Source organism: Pseudonocardia sp. CA-107938, assembly GCF_050936315.1.
Classification (GTDB): Bacteria; Actinomycetota; Actinomycetes; order Mycobacteriales; family Pseudonocardiaceae; genus Pseudonocardia.
Genome location: NZ_JBNJNA010000001.1, coordinates 3,065,865 through 3,084,186 on the forward strand (window position 1 = coordinate 3,065,865; position 18,322 = coordinate 3,084,186).

Sequence of the window (18,322 nt, forward strand, 5' to 3'; positions counted from 1 at the left end):
GTGATCAACAGGCCTTTTTGATCACCACAACGTCGTTCTCGACGCGTTCCCCGGGTCGTTGGGCGGGCGGGCGGCTCGTGAATCAGGCCATTCCGTGACCGGTGACCGCCCAGCTGTCGGTCCGCGGGTCGTAGCGGGCGAGCCCGGCGTCGGCGAAGGCGGTGAGCCAGCCCGTCATCGGCCACCAGCCCCAGCGGCGGCGGAAGATCGCGGCGTTGCGCAGGATGTCGGCGAGGTGCTCGCGGGGCGGGTCGGAGACCGGGTGGTGCTGGTGGAAGGCGGTGGCGCCGCCGACCCAGCGCAGCCCGATGCCCGCCGCGCGGGCGGACTGGCCGAAGTCGGTGTCCTCGCCGCCGTAGCCGACGTAGGCCTCGGTGAACCCGCCGATCTCCGCCCACACCGGCGCGGTGACGGCGAACGACAGCGACCAGAACAGCTCGTGGTCGGCCGAGTCGAGCGTCTCGTGGTCGGCGGGGGCGGGGCGGGCCGGGTGCGGGGCGGCGAGCCGGTCCAGCCCGGTCGCCGGGTAGCCGCCGTCCGGGGCGGGGGGCAGGTAGGCGACCGGGCCGCAGAGCAGGCGCCGGTCCGTCCTCGCCGCGACCTCCGCGTACCTGCGGACGAGGTCGGGGCCGGGGATGCAGTCGACGTCGAGGAACACGAGCAGCTCGGCGCCGCCGTCGAGGGCGCGCGCGGCGCCGGCGTTGCGCGCCGCGGCCAGCGGGAGGCCCAGCGGGCTCGTCGGGTGGTCCACGACGACGATCGGGCGGCCGGCGAGCGCGGCGGCCACGCCGGGATCGTCGATGGCGACGACGATGCGCTGGTCCGGCGCGCGGGTGCCGGTCGCGAGCCCCTGCTCCTGCCGGCGGAGGTGGTCGTGCCGCCCGGCGACGACGGTGATCACCGCGGTGCGCACGTCCGGCTCCGCTCCGCCACCTCGGCGATGCACCGCGCCGCCCGGTCGGCACCGTCGCCGGGGCACCACCGTGCCCACGCCTGCCCGTCGGCGGCCGCGGCGTCCGCCAGCAGCGCCGGCCACGCCTCCGGCGGCGGCCAGGTCCGCCGCACGACCGCGAGGCCGGCCCGTTCCAGCAGGTCGGCGGCGGCGGCCTGCTCGCCGTGCGGACGGGCCTGCGGGACGACGACGGCCGGTGTGCGGGCGGCGGCCACCTCGGCGACCGCGTTCTCCCCGGCGTGGGTGACCACGACATCGGCATCGCGCAGGACCGGACACGGGTCGGCCCGCCAGCCGGCGCTGCCGCCGAGCACGTCCCAGTCCCAGTCCGGGGTCGCGGCCGTCGCGGCCGCGACCTGGGCTGCGCCCACGTCCGTCCCGCCGGCGCCGAGCAGCACCGCCACCCGCCGGCGCCCGCCCGACCGCGGTGCTGCGGTGCGACCGTCGAACCGGGAGAACGCGCCGGTGAAGCTGGTCTTGGCCGTCCAGTGCGCCGGCCACGTCGGGTCGGCGAACTCCGCGGGCCAGCAGGCGAGGAGGGCGTCGGCGAGGTCGTAACCGAGGCGGTGCGCCCGGTCCGTGCGGTCGCCGTGCATCGCGACCACCACGACGGGCACCCCCATGGCCCGGCACAGCGCCGTAACCTCGACGGACACGTCGACGACCATCACCGACGGCCGGGCCCGCTCGATCCAGGCCGCGATCGTGGCCATCCGGCGCCGCAGCCCGGCATGCCCCGGCGGCGCCCAGTGCAGCACCCCGCCCGCTGTCGGGTCGCCGTGCACCGGGTCGCGCGCGTCGTCGGCGAGCGCGACGTGGTCGGCGAACCCGTCCCGGCTCGCGCCGACCGGCGCCGAGGTGAGGATCGTCGTCGGCTCGGCGAGCCGCGCGGCGATGCACCGGGCGCGCTGGACGTGGCCGCTGCCCTGGTGGTGGGCGTAGTAGCCGATCACGCCGCGACCTGCTCGTAGAGCCGGACGTACTCGTCGACCATGCGCGGGTGGGCCCAGTCCCGCTCGGCTCTGCGCCGGGCGGCGGACCGCGGCAGCGCGGTCGTCTCGGGGATCACCGCGGCCAGTGCGGCGACGTCACCGGGTGGCACGAGCCGCCCGCACGTGTCGTCCACGAGCTCGGGGAGCGCGCCGATCGCGAACCCGGCCACCGGCGTCCCGCAGGCCAGCGCCTCCGCGACGACCAGCCCGTACGGCTCGTCCCAGCACGGGGTCACCAGCACTGCGCTCGCCGCGGCGACGAGGTCGCGCAGCTCGCGTCGGCCCAGGTGCCCGACGTAGCGGATCCGACCGTCCAGGCGTGGTTCGACCTCGGAGCGCCAGTAGCCGGTGTCGGCGATCGGGCCCGCCACCAGCAGCGGACGGTCCGCGTGCCGGGCGGCGTCGAGGGCGAGGTGGGTGCCCTTCTCCGGGGTGATCCGGCCGGTCCACACCAGCGGCCCGCCGCCCGGGCCGGGCGACCACTCGTCCAGGTCGATGCCGTTGCGGATGACGAGAGCGTCCGGCACGAGCGGACGCCAGGCCGCCGCCGTGTGGGCGCTGACGGCCACGAAGACCACCCCGTTGTCCGGGCGCGCGCGGATCGCGGACTCCAGCCACGGCGTCGGCGGGGTGTGCAACGTCGTCACGACGGGGGTGGACAGCAGGGGGGCCAGCGCAACGGGCAGGTGGTGGAGGCTGTTGTTGTGCACGACGTCGAACCGGTCGGGCCGCTCTGCCAGGTCGAGCATCAACCGCAGGTAGGCGTGGTGCTCGGCCATCCACCACTCCGGTCGCATGGACGCGTCGGCCCGGGCGGCCGCGCTGAGCGCGACGGTGTCGACCGGCAGCAGGTCCACACCGAGGCCGGGGTCGGACCCGGGCGCGGCGAACACGGTCAGCTCGTGGCCGCGCCGCCGCAACGCCCGGGCCAGGTACCACGTGTGCGACTCCAGACCACCGGCGAACGGCTCGCGGATCGGGAACCTCGCCGAGGCGATGATCGCGATCCGCAGCACGCCGGTCACGGGAGCACCGCGGCGTACGCGGCTCGGTGCGCCGCCGCCACCGCCCGCCGCTCGGCCATCCGCTGCGCGCGCACGGCCCGCCAGTGCGGACGGTCGCGGCCGGTGGCCGTCACGACGGCGGCGGTGAGCGAGGCGGCGTCGAGGCCGTGCTCCTCGTCGTTCCGGTAGATCAGGCAGGGACGTTGCTGCGCGTAGAACCCGCAGCTCGGGGCGACGACGGTGGTCCCGAGGTCGTGGCAGGCCTCCAGCCAGCCCGAGTGCGTCCCGAACCGGTACGGCAGCACCGACACGTCGATCTCGTCGCGCAGGTAGTGCCACAGCTCGTCGTCGGAGAAGAAGTGGTGCACCGCCAACCGCAACCGGCCGTGCCGGTCCGCGTCCTGCAGCCACCGGGCCAGGTCGCCGTCGTGGTGCCGGTTGCCCGGTTCCAGCACGTCCGGGTGCACGTCCACGCGCAGCACCACGCCGGGCAGCTCCGCGACCGCGGCCGCCAGCACCTCGAGCACCGGCCGGCTCGCCATGTTGGCGCGCAGGCTCTTGAGGTGCACCCCCACCACGACCTCGGCGCGGGGCCTCCGTGGCGTCTCCAGCCCGGACGGCTCCACGACGTGCGGGTGCGGCAGCACCTGCGCGGTGCGCCCCCACCGCCGCCCGATCACCTCGGCCGCCCCCGGTGTGAGGGTGACGAGGTGATCGGCCGCCGGGATCAGCACGTCGAGGTGCGCGTCGTGGGCCGCCGGGTCGGCGTGGTGCGGGTTCCGCAGGTCGTGCACGGTCTGCACGAGCGGCTTCCCGTGCCGGTGCAGGGTCGCCACCACGTCGTCGAGGTTCTCCACGGTCTGCGCGTCGAACCCGAAGTGCAGGTGGAACAGGTCGAACGAGGCGTGGTTGGCCTCGATCCACGCCGGGTCGAGCATGACCGGCGGCCACCAGACCGACTGGTCGCTCGGCGCGTGGCAGGGCCGCGGATCGGCCAGCCGCCGCACCCCGCCGTCACCGTCGACCGGGCTCAGGTGCCGCACGTAGACGTGGTTCTCCGGCACCGACGCCACCCGGATGACGTCGGTGCCGACGTCGGCGAACGTGGTCATCGTCGGCTCAGGCGAGGCCTTCGCCGTGCTGCGGGGACCGGTCGACGTCGCCGCGCCACGCGCCTTCCTCGTGGCCGCGGGACTCGACGAAGGACTTGAAGTTGCGCAGGTCGCCCTTCACCCGCTGCCCGACGACGCCGAGGGCGTCACCGGCCTTCTCGACGAAGCCCTCGGGGTCGTGGTCGAGCTGCAGCGTCACCCGGGTCGTCGCGTCGTCGAGGCGGTGGAACGTGACCACGCCGGCCTGGTGGGTGCCGTTCTCGGTCTTCCACGCGATGCGCTCGTCGGGGTGCTGCTCGGTGATCTCGGCGTCGAACTCCCGCTCCACGCCCGCGATCTTGGTCACCCAGTGCGTGCGGGTGTCGGTGAGCTGGTCGATCCGCTCGACGCCCTCCATGAAGCGGGGGAACGACTCGAACTGCGTCCACTGGTTGTAGGCGGTGCTGACGGGCACGGCCACGTCGACGCTGTCCATCACGGTGTTCGTCATGGCGCCCACGTACCCGGCGGTGTCGGGCTCAACCCGACACCGCCGGGTGGTGACCAGTACCTCAGCGCAGGTCGAACCGGTCCAGCTCGGCGACCTTCACCCAGGCCGCGACGAAGTCGCGGACGAACTTCTCCTTGGCGTCGTCGGCCGAGTACACCTCGGCGATGCCGCGCAGGATCGAGTTCGAGCCGAAGACCAGGTCGACGGCGGTGGCGGTGCGCACCACCTTGCCGTCGGCGTCACGGCCCTCGTAGACGCCGGGCTCGGTCTCCGAGGTGCTCCACTCGACGCCGAGGTCGAGCAGGTTGCGGAAGAAGTCCTGCGAGAGGACCCCCGGCCGGTCGGTGAAGACGCCGTGCTCCACGCCGCCGGTGTTGGCGCCGAGCACGCGCAGCCCGCCGACCAGCACCGTCAGCTCCTTCGCCGTGAGCTCGAGCATGTACGCCCGGTCCACGAGCAGCGTCTCCGGCGCCAGCTTGACCTCGGGGTCGATCCAGTTGCGGAACCCGTCGGCGCGCGGCTCGAGGTAGGCGAACGTCTCGACGTCCGTCTGGTCCTGCGTGGCGTCGGTGCGGCCGGGGTGGAACGGCACGGTGACCGGCACCCCGGCGTCGGCAGCGGCCTTCTCCACCGCGGCGGCACCGGCGAGCACGATCGTGTCGGCCAGCGAGACCGGCTTGCCGAACGCCGCACGGACCTCGTCCAGCTTCGCGACGACGTCCTGCGTGCCGGCGTTGACCGCCCAGCTCGCCTGCGGCTCCAGGCGCAGCCGGGCACCGTTCGCGCCACCGCGCTTGTCGGTGCCGCGGTAGGACGCAGCGGCCGACCACGCGGTGTGCACCAGCTGGGACACCGACAGACCGGACGCCAGGATCTGCTTCTTCAGCTCGGCGGCGTCGGCGTCGGAGATCAGCTCGTGCTCGACGGGCGGCAGGGGGTCCTGCCAGAGCTGGACCTCCTGCGGCACCCACGGGCCGATGTAGCGCGAGACCGGGCCCATGTCGCGGTGCAGCAGCTTGAACCAGGCGCGGCGGTACGCCTCGGCGAACTCGTCGGGGTTGTCGCGGAACCGCTCGGCGATCTTGCGGTACTCCGGGTCCGTGATCAGCGCGAGGTCGGTCGTCGCCATCATCGGGGCGTTCGTCTTGCCCGGGATGTGCGCGTCGGGCACCAGCTCCTGGGCCGCGGCGTCCTTGGGCTTCCACTGCTTGGCGCCCGCGGGGCTCTCGGTGAGCTCCCACTCGTGGCCGAACAGGGTTTCCCAGAAGCTGTTGTCCCACTTGGTCGGCGTGGGGGTCCAGGCACCCTCGAGGCCGCTGGTGACGGTGTCGGCGCCCTTGCCGGTGCCGTTCTGGTTCTTCCAGCCCAGCCCCAGGGAGTGCACCGGGCAGCCCTCGGGCTCGGGGCCGACGAGGTCCGGGTTGCCGGCGCCGTGCGCCTTGCCGAACGTGTGGCCACCGGCGATGAGGGCGACGGTCTCCTCGTCGTTCATCGCCATGCGGCCGAACGTCAGGCGGATGTCGTGGGCCGAGGCCTCGATGTCGGCCGTGCCCCGCGGGCCTTCCGGGTTGACGTAGATCAGACCCATGGTGACCGCGCCGAGCGCGCCCTCCAGCTCCAGCGGGGCGTCACCGCTGTAGCGCTCGTCGCCGAGCCAGGTGTCCTCAGGGCCCCAGAAGACCTCCTCGGGCTGCCACACGTCCTCGCGGCCGAACGCGAAGCCGAACGTGCGGAAGCCCATGTCCTCGTGGGCGATGTTGCCGGCGAGCACCAGCAGGTCGGCCCAGGACAGGCTGCGGCCGTACTTCTGCTTGATCGGCAGCAGCAGGCGGCGGGCCTTGTCGAGGTTGCCGTTGTCCGGCCAGCTGTTGAGCGGGGCGAAGCGCTGGGCGCCGTCGCCGGCGCCGCCGCGGCCGTCGACCTGGCGGTAGGTGCCGGCCGCGTGCCACGACATGCGGATGAACAGCGGGCCGTAGTGGCCCCAGTCGGCCGGCCACCAGTCCTGCGACGTGCGCATGACCGACACGATGTCGGCCTTCAACGCCTCGAAGTCCAGCTGCGAGACGGCCTTCTTGTAGTCGAAGTCGTCGTCGCCGAGCGGGTCGGAGTCCCGCGAGGTCTTCGTCAGGACGGACAGGTCGACCTGGTTGGGCCACCAGTCCTTGTTGGTCCGCGGCCGGCCGGCCGTGTGGGGGCTGGGTCCGGCGAGGGAGGGGTTCTCGCTCTCACTCCTGCTCGCGGTGCTGTCGGTCACGTCGATCCTTCCTCGGTGGGACGCCGGTCGCGGGGCCTGGCGCCCAGGTGGTGGGTGCGCGGGTTCGTTGGCGGGCGCGCGATCAGCGGCCCACGGGCAGAGACTGGCAGGCGGGGCACAGGCCCCAGTAGACGACCTCCGCCTCCTCGATCATGAAGCCGGAGTCGTCGGACGCGGTGAGGCAGGGCGCCTCGCCGACGGCGCAGTCCACGTCGCTCACCGCGCCGCAGTTGCGGCACACGACGTGGTGGTGGTTGTCGCCCACGCGTGCCTCGTAGCGCGCGACCGAGCCCGCCGGCTGGATGCGGCGGACCAGACCCGCGTCGGTGAGGGCGCGCAAGACGTCGTACACGGCCTGGTGCGACACCGACCCGAGCTGCACGCGGGTGGCCGCGAGCAGTGTCTCGGTGTCGGCGTGCGGGTGGTCGTGCACCGCGGCCAGCACCGCCTTGCGGGGTGCGGTGACGCGCAGATCGGCGTCGCGCAGGAGGCGCTCGACGTCGGGGGGGTTGTGCACGGACCGATCCCACCACGAAGACTTGACTGGATCAAGTCCAGAAACCACTCGATCGGGTTCAGCCCGAACCGATCGGACCCGTCGAGCTGACCGCCGGCAGCCGCAACCGCTCGACGAGCAGCTCCAGTGCGTTGACGACGGCGGTGCTGCGCCCGAGGTTCGACCGCAGCGGCTCACTGCCGGACTCGCTGCCGTCGGCGACCGTCAGGAACACCGACGCGTCGTCGGCGCCCGTCACGGCGACGGCGACATCGGCGGACAGCAGTGCGCGGGCCCTCACGCCCATGGCGCGGGCCGCGGCGGCGCTGTGCACCTGCCCGTCGGGCACGTCGAGGACGGCCTCCGCGACGCCGTCCGCGCACGCGACCACGCCGCCGCGGAACCACGTCGACGAGGACTCGGCGGCCGCGAGCGCAGCGCAGAGCGCGCCGCCGGTGAGGGTCTCGGCGGCCGCGACGGTCCGGCCGGTCGAGCGCGCCAGCCGGGACACCTCGGCCGCGAGCTCGGCCGCCCGTTCCGCGTCCGTCACGGCGGGTCCACCTGCTCCAACCGTTCGACGGCCGGACCTTCCAGCACCGCGCCGTCGACGTCGAAGCGGGAACCGTGGCACGGGCAGTCCCAGCTGCGTTCCGCCCCGTTGAACCGGACCAGGCACCCCAGGTGCGTGCACCGCGCGGACACCGCGTGCACGCCGCCGTCGTCGTCGCGGTAGACGCCGGTGCGCACGGCGCCGCGGCGCACGATGGCCCCGCTGCCAGGGGCGATGTCGGCGACCGACGCGGCCTCGCCGGGTCTGAGCCGGTCGCCGACCAGGTCCGCGCCCACCTTGGCCTGCATGCGGGCCAGGGTCGGTAGGCCGCGCACGGTGAACCGGTGCGGCGAGAACACGTCGGTCGTGGCCTTGCCGGTGAGCTGGTCGGCGAGCAGCGCGGCCGCCATCGTGCCGCTCGACAGCCCCCACTTCGAGTACCCGGCCGCGACGTACATCCGCTTCGAGACCGGCGTGTACGTGCCGATCATCGGCGTGTGGTCGTAGGGGAGGGCGTCCTGCGCCGACCAGCGGTGGGTGACCTCGACGACGTCCCAGTGCCGGTGCAGGTACTCCTCGAGCGTCGCGAACCGGTCCGGCTCCACGCCGCGGGCACCGGCCGCGTGGCCCTGCCCGCACACGATCATCACCTCGCCCGCCGAGCGCGTCGACCAGCTCGTGCTGCCCGCCGTGATCGTCATGTCCCGGGACGGGCGGCCGCGCACCCGACCCGCCACGCAGTACGACCGCCGCGCCTCCATGCGCGCGAAGTAGAGGCCGCGGTCCCACACGGGGTAGTGCGTGGCGACGACGACGCGGTCGCCGGTCAGCGGACCCTGGTCGGTCTCGACCCGGACCGGGGCGCCCTCCTCCACCGACCGCGCCCGCGTGTTCTCGAAGACCCGGGAGCCGTCACCGTCGATCGCGGCGGCGAGGCCGTACGCGTACGCGACGGGGTGGAACTCGATCTGCTCGGCGAGGCACACGGCCCCGGCCACCGGGTACGGGAGGTCGACGTGCTCGCTCCACTCGACCGGCAACCCGGCCTCGCGCGCGGCCTCCGCCTCCTGCTCCACCGTGCGCAGCTCGCTCTCGTCGGCGGCCACGGTGGCGGCCGTCCGGCGCTGCAGGCTGCACTCGATGTCCAGGTCGGTGGCGAGCGAGGCCACCAGTTCGACCCCGCGCCGGCTGTGCTCGGCGTACGCGGCCGCGACCTCGGCGCCGCGCGTGCTGCGCACCTGCGAGAGCAGCGTGCCCTGCAGCGCGGTCACCTTCGCCGTGTTGTTGCCGGAGGCGCCGGAACCGACCCGGTCCGCCTCCACGACCGCGACGCGGGCACCGCGCTGCCGCAGCAGCAGCGCGGCCGTCAGCCCGGTGATGCCGCCGCCCAGCACCAGCACGTCGAAGTGCTCCTCGGTGGTGGGCGGCGGGTAGCGGACGTCGGGGCGGTCGGCGAGCCACAGCGAACCCGTCGCGGTCGTCGTCGGAACGGACATGGCCAGGACGTACCCAGCGCCGTCCGGTTCACGCCCGGTCGGCGCGCGTCAGCCCGACGCCCAGCCCGACCATGACGACGCCGAGGGCGAGGTGCAGCCAGTTGTCCGCGGTGTTGACGGGCACGAAGTTGGCGTTGCTGCCGTGGTCGATGACCAGGCCGTAGATCCACAGGACCAGGTAGATCGCGCCGCCCCAGACCAGGAAGTTCCGGGCGCCCGCGGCCGTCCGAGCCATCACGAGCCCGGCCACCCCGAACAGCAGGTGGACGATGTTGTGCAGCACCGACACGGCGAACACACCGAGCAGCAGCGCGCCCGAGCCGTGGCCGGCGGCGGCCAGCTGGTCGTAGTTCGAGGTGACCCCCGGGATGAACCCGAGGATGCCGACGAGCAGGAACACGGCCCCGACGACGGCGGCGGCGAGCTGGACGGGCGTGCGAGCTGAGGTACGAATGGACACGGGTGCCTCCTCCGGTGTGCCGGCCGCGCTGCTGCCGGCCGGTCGTGGTGACCGGCCCGGTTCGCGCAGGTCCGGGCCGGCTCTTCGCAGATCGGCAGGCACCTTCCCCCGACATTGCGGGGCAAACCGGATGTTGCGGAATTGTCGTCAGGCCGGAGCGCCGGTGGTGCGGTGATCAAGGGCAAAAGGTCGTTCCGAGCGCTCGATCAGCGACCCTTTGCCCTTGATCGACGCCGCGGGCTGGGGTGGGGGCCGGAGCCGGGGCTGCCCCCGCCCGATCGTGTGGTGATCATGGGCAGAACGTTGCTCGGGAAGATCGACTGACCGCGGTTTGCCCATGATCGGCGAGGTCGCCGCGGTGGGGGCGGGCCAAGGACCGCGGGGGCCGGCGGAACGCGCGACTCGCCCGGCGGAACGCTCGACTCGCCCGGCCGAACGCGGGACTCGCCCCGCGGAATGCAGGACTCGCGGGGCGGGAGCGGGGTACCGCACCTTCGTGCAGACCTTCCTGCCCTACCCCGACTTCGCGGCGAGTGCCGCGGTGCTGGACCGCCTGCGGCTGGGCAAGCAGCGGGTGGAGGCGCTGCAGGTGCTGCGGGCGCTGGTCCGGCCGGGGTACGGCTGGCAGCACCACCCGGCGGTGGTGATGTGGCGGGGGTATCCGGAGGCGGTGGCCGCGTACGGCTCGGCGATGTGCGCGCAGTGGCGGGCGCGGGGTGGTGCGGACACCGTCGAGGCGTCGATCGTGGCCGATCTGGCGGCGGTCGGGCTCGGCCCGCCGCGCGGTCAGGCCGAGCTGGCGGCGGCCGGCGAGCTGCCCGACTGGTTGGGTGACGAGCGGGTGCACCGCAGCCACCGGGCCGCCCTCGTGACGAAGGACCCGGCGCACTACGGCCCGCTGTTCCCCGACGTGCCGCTGCTGGAGGCCACGGCCTACCACTGGCCGCGCCGCTCCTGAGGGATCAGGTGTCGAAGAGCGCCCGGTCGGCGTCGGTCCACTCCGCGCTGCGCCCCTGCGTGGCGCAGTACATCGACCACGTCAGCAGCGGCCCGGACGGGCGGGGCGGGCGCGCCCAGTAGCCGATCGACTGGTCGTGGCGCCACGCGCCGGTGCCCGGCCCCTTCACCACGACGAGCGCCCCGGATCGTTCGAGCCGCGCGAGGGCCTTCGCGAACCGGGCCGTCGACGCCGAGCCCGGCCCGCGCCGCGCGCCGAGCATGACGTGCCCCCGCTCCCGGACGTGCGCGACGAACAGCTCCGGCCGCGCGAGCCGGAACCGGTACTCGACGACGCCGTACTCGACGAACGGCTCACCCGGCTTGACGCACGCGAGGAGCGGTTCGAGCAGCTCGTCGATGGCGGTGTCCTCGGCGTTGGCGCTGCTCCGCGGCGCAGCGCTCGACCGGCGCGCACCGGGTGTGCGCGTGGCCGGTGCCTCCACGACGGCGGGGGCGACCGACCACGTGTGCGCACCGGCACCGTCGTGGTCGCCGGTGCACGTGTACACGACGGTGCCGTCGGGCTGCCGGCGCGGCGGCCGCACGTCGTCGAACGAGAAGCACCGGGGACAGGTGACGATCAACAGAGGGCCCTGGCTCGATCCACGTCCCGACTCTATGCGAGCGGGGCTCAGCCGCCGAACCCCAGCACCTCCCGGGGCGACGGCCATGCCGCCAGCGCGCTGCGGACGTCCGCCCGCTGCTCGGCGGCGAGCGCGGCCGCGTGGGCGTCGGCGAGGACGTCGTCGACGAGCACGCGCGCCCCGGTGTGCGCCGACCGCACGGCCGCCTCCACCATCGCGAGGCTCATGACGTTCTCGTGGACCTCGCCCGACGGCCGGGACCCGGTGCGCACCGCGTCGACGAACGCCGTGAGCGCCGCCTCGATCCCGGACTCACCCGGCGAGACCTCCACCGGCGCGCCGCCGGACTGCGGTGGCTGCTCGCCGTCCCACACGGCGCTGCCCTTCTCCGCGCTCACCCGCCACTCGCCGTTCCACGACGTCTCGTCGCCGGGTGCGCACCAGCTGCCGCTGTACGCGTAGCCGGCGCCGCCCGCCATCGTGAAGACGGCGTTCGCGGCGGCGTCCCCGGCGTACCAGCTCCACGGCGGGTTCGACGTCTCGCAGTACACCGCGACCGGGTCGGCACCCAGCAGGAACCGGGCCGTGTCGAACGCGTGGATGGCCATGTCGACCAGCAGCGGATGGGCCATGGTCGAGCGGAACCCCTCGAACCGCGGCGCCTTGAAGAACTGCGTGGTGAGCGTGCCGACGGTGCCCAGCTCGGCGATCGCCGCACGCAGCGCGAACACCTGCGGGTTCCACCGGCGCGACTGGCTCACCATGAACAGCCGCCCCGTCACCTCGCTGGCCGCGGCAAGCGAGAGCGCCTCGGCCAGGGTGGCCGCCACCGGCTTCTCCCCGAGCACGGGCAGGCCCGCGAACAGCGCGGCCGTCGTGACGGGGTGGTGCGCGACCGGTGTCGTGACGTCGATGACGGCCTCGGCGCCCGTCCGCGCCGCCAGCTCGACGGCGTCCGTGCCCACCTCGGTGTCCGGTGCAGCGGCCCGCGCGGCGTCCAGGTCGAGGTCGGCGAGGCCGGCCAGCTCGACGTCGGACGAGCCGGCGACCGCCCGCAGCCAGGCCTGCCCCATCATCCCGGCCCCGACGACGACGACGCGCAGCGGACCACGCTGTGCCGATGATTCGCTCGCAAGCTCGCTCACCGCTGCGGCCCCGTGTACGTCCGCCCCTTGAAGAACTCGCCCGTCTCGTAGCGCAGCAGCTCCGGAAGCTCCCGCTCCGCGCGGTCGGACCGTGCCCACACGACGCCGTTGGCGATGACCTTGCGGACGTCGCGGTGGTGGTAGGTCGGGTAGTCCTGGTCACCGGGCCGGAAGTAGAAGATCTTGCCGTGGCCCCGGCGGAACGTGCAGCCGGTGCGGAACACCTCGCCCCCGCTGAACGTGGACAGGAAGACCAGCTCGTCCGGGGCCGGGATGTCGAAGAACTCCCCGTACATCTCGTCCTCGTCGATGATGATCGGGTGCGGCACGCCCTGCGCGATGGGGTGCGTGGGGTTGACCGTCCAGATCAGCTCGCGGTCGTGCTCGCTGCGCCACCGCAGCGTGCACGTGGTGCCCATGAGCTTCATGAAGATCTTCGACCAGTGCCCGGAGTGCAGCACCACCAGGCCCATCCCGGACAGGACGTGGCGGTGCACGCGCTCCACCACCTCGTCCGCCACCTCGCCGTGCGCCATGTGGCCCCACCACGTGAGGACGTCCGTCTCGGCCAGCACCTCCTCGGTCAGGCCGTGCTCCGGGTCGTCGAGCGTGACGGTGCGCACCTGGCAGCCCTCGCCCAGGTTCTCGACGATCCCCTCGGCGATCGTGGTGTGCATGCCCTGCGGGTAGATCTTGGCGACGTGCTCCTCGACCTGTTCGTGGCGGTTCTCGCCCCAGACGGTGACGCGGACGGGCTGTGACAACGGGGACAACGGAAGGTCCTTCTCACTTGACGGAGCCGCTGGTGACTCCAGCGGACACGAAGCGCTGCGCGACCAGCAGCAGCACGAACGCGGGGACGGAGGCGAGCACCGCGGTCGCCATGACGGCGCTCCAGTCCTGGACGTAGGTCCCGATGTAGGTGAACAGACCCAACGTCACGGGCCGGACGTCCTCGGTGGTGGTGAGGGTGAGGGCGAAGAGGAAGTCGCTCCACGTGAACAGGAAGCTGAACAGCGCGGCCGTGATCAGCGCGTTGCGGCTCATCGGCAGCACGACCGACACGAACGTGCGGATCTGCCCGGCACCGTCGACGCGCGCAGCCTCGACCACCTCGGACGGGAGCGCGCCCATGAACGCGCGCATCACGAGGATCGCGAACGGGATGCCGTGCGTGGAGTCGGCCAGGATCAGCCCGCCCACGGAGTTGAGCAGCCCCAGCTCGGTGTAGGCGCTGTACAGCGCGTTCGCGACGACGATGCCGGGCACCATCTGGCTGATCAGGATGGCGAACAGGATGACGTCGGCACCGCGGACCTTGAAGTGCGCCAGCGCGTAGGCCGCGGGGGCCGCGACGAGCAGGCTGAACACCACGGTGCCCGCGGCCACGACGAGGCTGGTCACCAGGTGCTCGCCCTGCTGGCTCAGCGCGGTCACGTAGCCCTGGAAGCTGACGTCGACCGGGACGAGCGGCGTGGCCACCGCGGAGCCGCTGGGCTGCAGCGACACGTTCACCATCCAGTAGACGGGGAACAGCATCACCGCGAGCAGCACGATCCCGATCGCGGTGTTGCCCCAGCTGCGGCTCATGACGCGTCCGCCCGACGTGCGGCCCGCAGGTAGAGCAGGGCGAACAGGAACGAGATGGCGATGAGGACGTTGCCCATCGCGGCTCCTTGTCCGAAGTCGAACTCCACGAACGACAGGTGGTAGGACTGCGTCGCGAGCGTCTGCGTCGCGTTCGCCGGACCGCCTCCGGTCAGGCCGAGGATGATGTCCAGCACCTTCAGCGTGTAGACCACGCCGAGCACGAGCACGACCGTCACCACGGGCCGCAGCAGCGGCCAGGTGACGTGGCGGAACGCTCGCCAGCCCGTGGCGCCGTCGAGCGAAGCAGCCTCGTAGAGCTCGTCCGGGATGTCCTGCAGTCCGCTGTAGAGGATCGTGGTGTTGAAGGGGATCCCGATCCAGATGTTCACCATGATCACCGCCACCAGCGCGATCGACGTGCTGGTCAGCCAGCCCGGGTGGATGCCGCCGAGCAGGCCGCCGAGCGTGGTGTTGAGCACGCCGTTGTCCTGGTCGAGGATCCAGCGCCACACCGCGCCGGAGACGATCAGCGGGATCAGCCACGGCAGCAGCAGGAGCGCGCGCAACGTCCCCGAGAGGGGGAACCGGCGGCGGAAGAACAACGCGATCGCCAGCCCGATGCTGAACTGGCCGGCGATCGAGCCGATCGTGAACAGCGCCGTGTTCAGCACCGCCGTGCCGAAGACCCCTGACGAGGCGATGCCGACGTAGTTGGCGAAGCCGACCCACGGCGCCTCGCCGGTGTAGAACGTGGCCGTCGTGTACTCCTGGAACCCCATCACGATGTTCTGGGCCAGCGGGTAGCCGAAGAACGCCACGAGGTAGAGCACGGCCGGGACGAGGAAGGCGAGCTGGAGCAGCCGCTCACGCCGCCGCGGTGACCACCACGATGACGTGGTGGTCTGCCGCGGCAGCGCGAGCGACATACCTTCAGCCATTCTGCGCCTGTTGCAGGGCGTCGAGCGGCGCTGCCCCGCCGGTCAGCGCCTTCTGGACGGCGGTGTAGATGCGCGTCGCGGCCTTGGGCCACTCGGGGCCGAGCTCACCGGTGCGGGCCCGGGCCGTCTGCACGGCGGTGGAGAACGCGGCCATGTTCGGCTGCTTCGCGACGAACTGCGGGATGAGCGCGGACTTCGTCGGAACGGTGCTGCGCGTGGTGGCGAGCGCCATCTGGTTGGCGTCCGTGTTCAGGCACTCGACGATCTTGGCGGCCTTCGCCTGCCGGTCCTTGTTGCCGGTGCGCGGGATCGTCCAGGTCTCCCCGCCGAGCGGGGCGACGGGCGTGGCGCCGGCCTGCGGGCCGGGGATCGGGACGACGTCGTAGTGCACCGAGGGGTTCGTGGCGAGCTTCGGGAACTGCCACGGCCCGTTGATCATCATGGCTGCGTTGCCCGCCATGAACTGCTCGTTGACGTCGGCCTGACCCCACGTCACGACGGACTTGGACGCCGATCCCGAGTTGACCAGGTCGACCCACAGCTGCAGGGCCTGCGCGGTCTGCGGGGTGGCGATGTCCTTCTCGTCGCCGCCTGCGGTCCACATGAAGGGCAGGAACTGCCAGGTGCCCTCGTAGTCGGCCTTCGCGGTGAAGGCGATGCCGTAGCGGTTGCCCGAGGTGAGCTTCTTCGCGGCGTCCTTCAGCTCGTCCCACGTCTTGGGCGGCTGCACGCCGGCCTGCGCCAGGACGTCCTTGTTGTAGAACAGGCCGATCGTGTTGGTGATCGGCTGCAGCCCGTAGAGCTTGCCCTCGTAGGTCGAGGCCGCGACGATGCCGGGCGCGTAGCCGTCGGCGTTGAGCCCGTAGTCGCCGACGGGCGACAGCGCGCCGGTCGCGGCGATCTGCTGCAGGTCGGGGTTGTCGAGCATCAGCACGTCGGGGAGCGTCTTGGACGACGCCTGCTGCAGCACCTTCGCGATCAACGACGACCCCGGCACGACCTCGCGCTCGATCTTGACGCCGTTCTGCGCGCCGCACTCGTCGAGCTTCTGCGCGTAGACGGTCTTGTCGGGCTCGTTGTTGTAGTAGTCGAGCACCCGGAGGCTCGTGACCGGGCCGCCGCCCGCCGCGGCGCCACCGCCGCCGCCGCACGCGGTCAAGCCGATCGCCGCGGCTGCCGCCAGTGCGGTGGCCAGTACTGCTCGTCGTCGAGCCATCTCCGGTCCTCTCGCTGTGTTGTCGATGCGTATCGTCGATACGTATCGATGATTCGTGTGCGATACCGCCGCGGACGCGACGGGACGGTCAGGGTTGGGGCTGTGCTGGGTGTGGCAGCGTGGTCGAGCGTCTGGTCAACCGGGGCTGGACCAGCTCCACGCTCGCCTCGGGTGGCGTTCCCTCACGGTCGAGCAGCCCGAACAGGGTCTGCATCGCCCGCCGGGAGACGTCGCGAGGTTCCAACGAAACATTGCTGACCTGCGGGAACATGGCGTCGGCCGTCATGTCCGGGCAGATCCCGATCACCGAGAGGTCCCGTCCCGGCACGAGGTCGCGCTGCTGGAGCTCGTGCAGCACGTACTGGATGGCGACCGTGTTGGGCACGACGATGCCCGGCTGCGGCCCGCCTGCGGCGAGGGCGGCGTCGACGGCCACCCGGGCGCCGTCCCGGCCCGGCTCGACGGGCGCGACGAGGTGGCAGGGCAGGCCGAGCTCGGCTGCCGCCGCCTCGACGCCCCGCTGGAACCGTCCCACGTAGTTGACGCGCCGGGCCACGGTCGCGGGGGAGTGCCCGATGACCACGATGCGGTCGTGGCCGCAGGCGGCGAGCTCGGTGGCCGCGATCCGGCCGGACTCGACGAAGTCGACGTCGACGCAGTGCAGCCCGGTCGGGTCGTCGGGCACGCCGATCAGGATCACGGGCACGCCGAGCGACCGGGCGACCGGGATGCGCTCGTCGACGGCGCCGATGTCCATCATGACGATCGCGTCGCACAGCGACCGCCGGGCGAGGCGCTGCAGCCCGGCGGCGCCCTCGTCCGCGGTGACGAGCAGGACGTCGTGGTCCTGCTCGCGGGCGCACGCCGCGATCGTCTCGATGAAGGGCAGCAGGCCCTTCGTGTCGTCGTTCGGCTCGAACGGAACGACGAGCCCGACGACCTGCGTGCGCTGGCTCGCGAGGGCGCGGGCGCCGGCGTTGGGCTGGTAGGTCAGCTCCTCGATGGCAGCTTCGACACGCCGGCGGGTCTCCTCCGAGATGGGGCGCCGGCCGCTCATCACGTAGGAGACGGTGCTCTGGGAGACGCCCGCGACGCGAGCTACGTCCCTGCTGGTCACCATTGGCCGCCTCCGCGTCGATGCGTATCGACTGCGAGGACGATAGAGGTTCGCCGTGTCGCGCGCAATGACGGAATTCGCGCTCGTGGTGGAGTCCGGCCGCGCCGCTCTCACGCCGTTGATCGACGCCATCGGCGCCCGCAGAAGCCGACCCTGCGGTGCAGGATGACGCGCATGACCTTGCCCGCCCTTCCTGAGGAATCCTTCCGGCGCGTGCTCTGCGTGGTCGCGCACCCCGACGACATGGAGTACGGCACGTCGGCCGCCGTCGCGCGCTGGACCGACCGCGGCATCGAGGTCGGCTACCTGCTGCTCACCCGTGGCGAGGCCGGCATGCCGAACCCGCCGGAGGAGACGGCCCGGTTGCGGCTCGCCGAGCAGCAGGCCGCCTGCGCGGTCGTCGGCGTCGAGCACCTCACCGTCCTCGACCACCCGGACGGCGTGCTCGTCTACGGCCTGGACCTGCGCCGCGACATCTGCCGCGAGATCCGCCGGTTCCAGCCCGACGTCGTGCTGGGCGTCAGCTACGAGGTCGAGACGCCGTACGGCTTCGACCAGGCCGACCACCGCGCGGCCGGCCTCGCCACGCTCGACGCGCTGCGCGACGCCGGCAACCGGTGGGTCTTCCCCGAGCAGATCGACGACGAGGGCCTCGCCCCGCACTCGCCGCGCTGGTACCTCGTCCCCGGTCTCGGTGAGAACTCCACCCACGGCGTCGACGTCACGGGCGAGCCGCTGCGGCGCGGGGTGGCCTCGCTCGAGGCGCACGCCGCCTACCTCGCCGCCCTCCCGAACCACCCCGCGCCCGCGGAGTTCATCCCGATGTTCGCCGCCATGAGCGGCAAGCTCATGGGCGTCGAGCACGCCGTGCTGTTCCGCGCCCACGACCTGCAGGCACCGTTCTCGACCGACGAGGTCCCGGGCTGA

At 72.8% G+C, this 18,322-nt stretch carries 19 protein-coding genes; 2 read left to right on the plus strand and 17 right to left on the minus strand.

What is annotated here, in order from left to right; all coding sequences use genetic code 11:
- Positions 1–82: 82 nt before the first annotated feature.
- The 10 genes from ACQEVB_RS15265 to ACQEVB_RS15310 all read right to left on the minus strand — a co-directional run bounded on the left by ACQEVB_RS15265 (position 83) and on the right by ACQEVB_RS15310 (position 9,806).
- A complete protein-coding gene (locus ACQEVB_RS15265; RefSeq protein WP_432970895.1) occupies positions 83–913 on the minus strand; it encodes a glycosyltransferase family 2 protein in 831 nt (276 codons plus the stop codon).
- On the minus strand, positions 898–1,905 hold the full coding sequence (locus ACQEVB_RS15270) for a glycosyltransferase (protein ID WP_432970898.1): 1,008 nt from the start codon (positions 1,903–1,905) through the stop codon (positions 898–900). Before ACQEVB_RS15270 ends, ACQEVB_RS15265 begins: the two co-directional genes overlap by 16 nt.
- On the minus strand, positions 1,902–2,969 hold the full coding sequence (locus ACQEVB_RS15275; protein ID WP_432970901.1) for a glycosyltransferase: 1,068 nt from the start codon (positions 2,967–2,969) through the stop codon (positions 1,902–1,904). Before ACQEVB_RS15275 ends, ACQEVB_RS15270 begins: the two co-directional genes overlap by 4 nt.
- On the minus strand, positions 2,966–4,060 hold the full coding sequence (locus tag ACQEVB_RS15280) for a glycosyltransferase family 1 protein (protein WP_432970904.1): 1,095 nt from the start codon (positions 4,058–4,060) through the stop codon (positions 2,966–2,968). Before ACQEVB_RS15280 ends, ACQEVB_RS15275 begins: the two co-directional genes overlap by 4 nt.
- A 7-nt stretch (positions 4,061–4,067) precedes the next feature.
- Positions 4,068–4,550 carry an SRPBCC family protein gene (locus tag ACQEVB_RS15285; protein ID WP_432970907.1) on the minus strand — a complete coding sequence of 161 codons (483 nt, stop codon included), beginning with the start codon at positions 4,548–4,550 and terminating at the stop codon, positions 4,068–4,070.
- 61 nt (positions 4,551–4,611) lie between these two features.
- Positions 4,612–6,804 carry a catalase/peroxidase HPI gene (gene katG, locus ACQEVB_RS15290; protein ID WP_432970910.1) on the minus strand — a complete coding sequence of 731 codons (2,193 nt, stop codon included), beginning with the start codon at positions 6,802–6,804 and terminating at the stop codon, positions 4,612–4,614.
- 82 nt (positions 6,805–6,886) lie between these two features.
- Positions 6,887–7,321, minus strand: a complete 435-nt coding sequence (locus tag ACQEVB_RS15295; RefSeq protein ID WP_432970913.1) for a Fur family transcriptional regulator — start codon at positions 7,319–7,321, stop codon at positions 6,887–6,889.
- A 58-nt stretch (positions 7,322–7,379) separates the two neighbouring features.
- Positions 7,380–7,850 carry a CinA family protein gene (locus ACQEVB_RS15300; RefSeq protein ID WP_432970916.1) on the minus strand — a complete coding sequence of 157 codons (471 nt, stop codon included), beginning with the start codon at positions 7,848–7,850 and terminating at the stop codon, positions 7,380–7,382.
- The gene (locus tag ACQEVB_RS15305) at positions 7,847–9,346 is read right to left on the minus strand and encodes an FAD-dependent oxidoreductase (RefSeq protein WP_432970919.1); all 1,500 of its coding nucleotides are present in this window, start codon (positions 9,344–9,346) and stop codon (positions 7,847–7,849) included. Before ACQEVB_RS15305 ends, ACQEVB_RS15300 begins: the two co-directional genes overlap by 4 nt.
- A 28-nt stretch (positions 9,347–9,374) precedes the next feature.
- A complete protein-coding gene (locus ACQEVB_RS15310; protein ID WP_432970922.1) occupies positions 9,375–9,806 on the minus strand; it encodes a DUF4383 domain-containing protein in 432 nt (143 codons plus the stop codon).
- A 496-nt stretch (positions 9,807–10,302) separates the two neighbouring features.
- Here ACQEVB_RS15310 and ACQEVB_RS15315 point away from each other — a divergent pair, with 496 nt between their 5' ends.
- Positions 10,303–10,764: an MSMEG_6728 family protein gene (locus ACQEVB_RS15315; RefSeq protein ID WP_432970925.1), complete on the plus strand. Its 462-nt coding sequence runs from the start codon at positions 10,303–10,305 to the stop codon at positions 10,762–10,764.
- A 4-nt stretch (positions 10,765–10,768) separates the two neighbouring features.
- Here the strand turns inward: ACQEVB_RS15315 and ACQEVB_RS15320 are convergent, their stop codons facing one another.
- From ACQEVB_RS15320 to ACQEVB_RS15350, 7 genes are all read right to left on the minus strand, one after another.
- Positions 10,769–11,350: a hypothetical protein gene (locus tag ACQEVB_RS15320; RefSeq protein WP_432970928.1), complete on the minus strand. Its 582-nt coding sequence runs from the start codon at positions 11,348–11,350 to the stop codon at positions 10,769–10,771.
- Between the two features lie 86 nt (positions 11,351–11,436).
- The gene (locus ACQEVB_RS15325; RefSeq protein ID WP_432970931.1) at positions 11,437–12,534 is read right to left on the minus strand and encodes a Gfo/Idh/MocA family protein; all 1,098 of its coding nucleotides are present in this window, start codon (positions 12,532–12,534) and stop codon (positions 11,437–11,439) included.
- Positions 12,531–13,307 (minus strand): ThuA domain-containing protein, encoded by a 777-nt coding sequence (locus tag ACQEVB_RS15330; RefSeq protein ID WP_432970934.1) that lies wholly within the window; start codon positions 13,305–13,307, stop codon positions 12,531–12,533. Before ACQEVB_RS15330 ends, ACQEVB_RS15325 begins: the two co-directional genes overlap by 4 nt.
- Before the next feature lie 13 nt (positions 13,308–13,320).
- Positions 13,321–14,124 (minus strand): carbohydrate ABC transporter permease, encoded by an 804-nt coding sequence (locus ACQEVB_RS15335; RefSeq protein WP_432970937.1) that lies wholly within the window; start codon positions 14,122–14,124, stop codon positions 13,321–13,323.
- Positions 14,121–15,062, minus strand: coding sequence for a carbohydrate ABC transporter permease (locus ACQEVB_RS15340; RefSeq protein ID WP_432970940.1), 942 nt, complete (start codon positions 15,060–15,062; stop codon positions 14,121–14,123). The genes ACQEVB_RS15335 and ACQEVB_RS15340 overlap by 4 nt, the downstream gene beginning before the upstream one ends.
- Positions 15,055–16,278: a sugar ABC transporter substrate-binding protein gene (locus ACQEVB_RS15345; RefSeq protein ID WP_432970943.1), complete on the minus strand. Its 1,224-nt coding sequence runs from the start codon at positions 16,276–16,278 to the stop codon at positions 15,055–15,057. Before ACQEVB_RS15345 ends, ACQEVB_RS15340 begins: the two co-directional genes overlap by 8 nt.
- Before the next feature lie 88 nt (positions 16,279–16,366).
- The gene (locus ACQEVB_RS15350; protein ID WP_432970946.1) at positions 16,367–17,398 is read right to left on the minus strand and encodes a LacI family DNA-binding transcriptional regulator; all 1,032 of its coding nucleotides are present in this window, start codon (positions 17,396–17,398) and stop codon (positions 16,367–16,369) included.
- Between the two features lie 162 nt (positions 17,399–17,560).
- Between ACQEVB_RS15350 and ACQEVB_RS15355 the strand changes: the two genes are divergently transcribed.
- The gene (locus tag ACQEVB_RS15355; protein ID WP_432970949.1) at positions 17,561–18,322 is read left to right on the plus strand and encodes a PIG-L deacetylase family protein; all 762 of its coding nucleotides are present in this window, start codon (positions 17,561–17,563) and stop codon (positions 18,320–18,322) included.

Excerpts from the sequence above, each read along its gene's own strand:
- ACQEVB_RS15280 (WP_432970904.1), bottom strand. The coding sequence starts at position 4,060 with ATGACCACGTTCGCCGACGTCGGCACCGACGTCATCCGGGTGGCGTCG.
- ACQEVB_RS15285 (WP_432970907.1), bottom strand. The coding sequence starts at position 4,550 with ATGACGAACACCGTGATGGACAGCGTCGACGTGGCCGTGCCCGTCAGC.
- ACQEVB_RS15305 (WP_432970919.1), bottom strand. The coding sequence starts at position 9,346 with ATGTCCGTTCCGACGACGACCGCGACGGGTTCGCTGTGGCTCGCCGAC.
- ACQEVB_RS15335 (WP_432970937.1), bottom strand. The coding sequence starts at position 14,124 with ATGAGCCGCAGCTGGGGCAACACCGCGATCGGGATCGTGCTGCTCGCG.
- ACQEVB_RS15340 (WP_432970940.1), bottom strand. The coding sequence starts at position 15,062 with ATGGCTGAAGGTATGTCGCTCGCGCTGCCGCGGCAGACCACCACGTCA.
- ACQEVB_RS15345 (WP_432970943.1), bottom strand. The coding sequence starts at position 16,278 with ATGGCTCGACGACGAGCAGTACTGGCCACCGCACTGGCGGCAGCCGCG.
- ACQEVB_RS15350 (WP_432970946.1), bottom strand. The coding sequence starts at position 17,398 with ATGGTGACCAGCAGGGACGTAGCTCGCGTCGCGGGCGTCTCCCAGAGC.
- ACQEVB_RS15355 (WP_432970949.1), top strand. The coding sequence starts at position 17,561 with ATGACGCGCATGACCTTGCCCGCCCTTCCTGAGGAATCCTTCCGGCGC.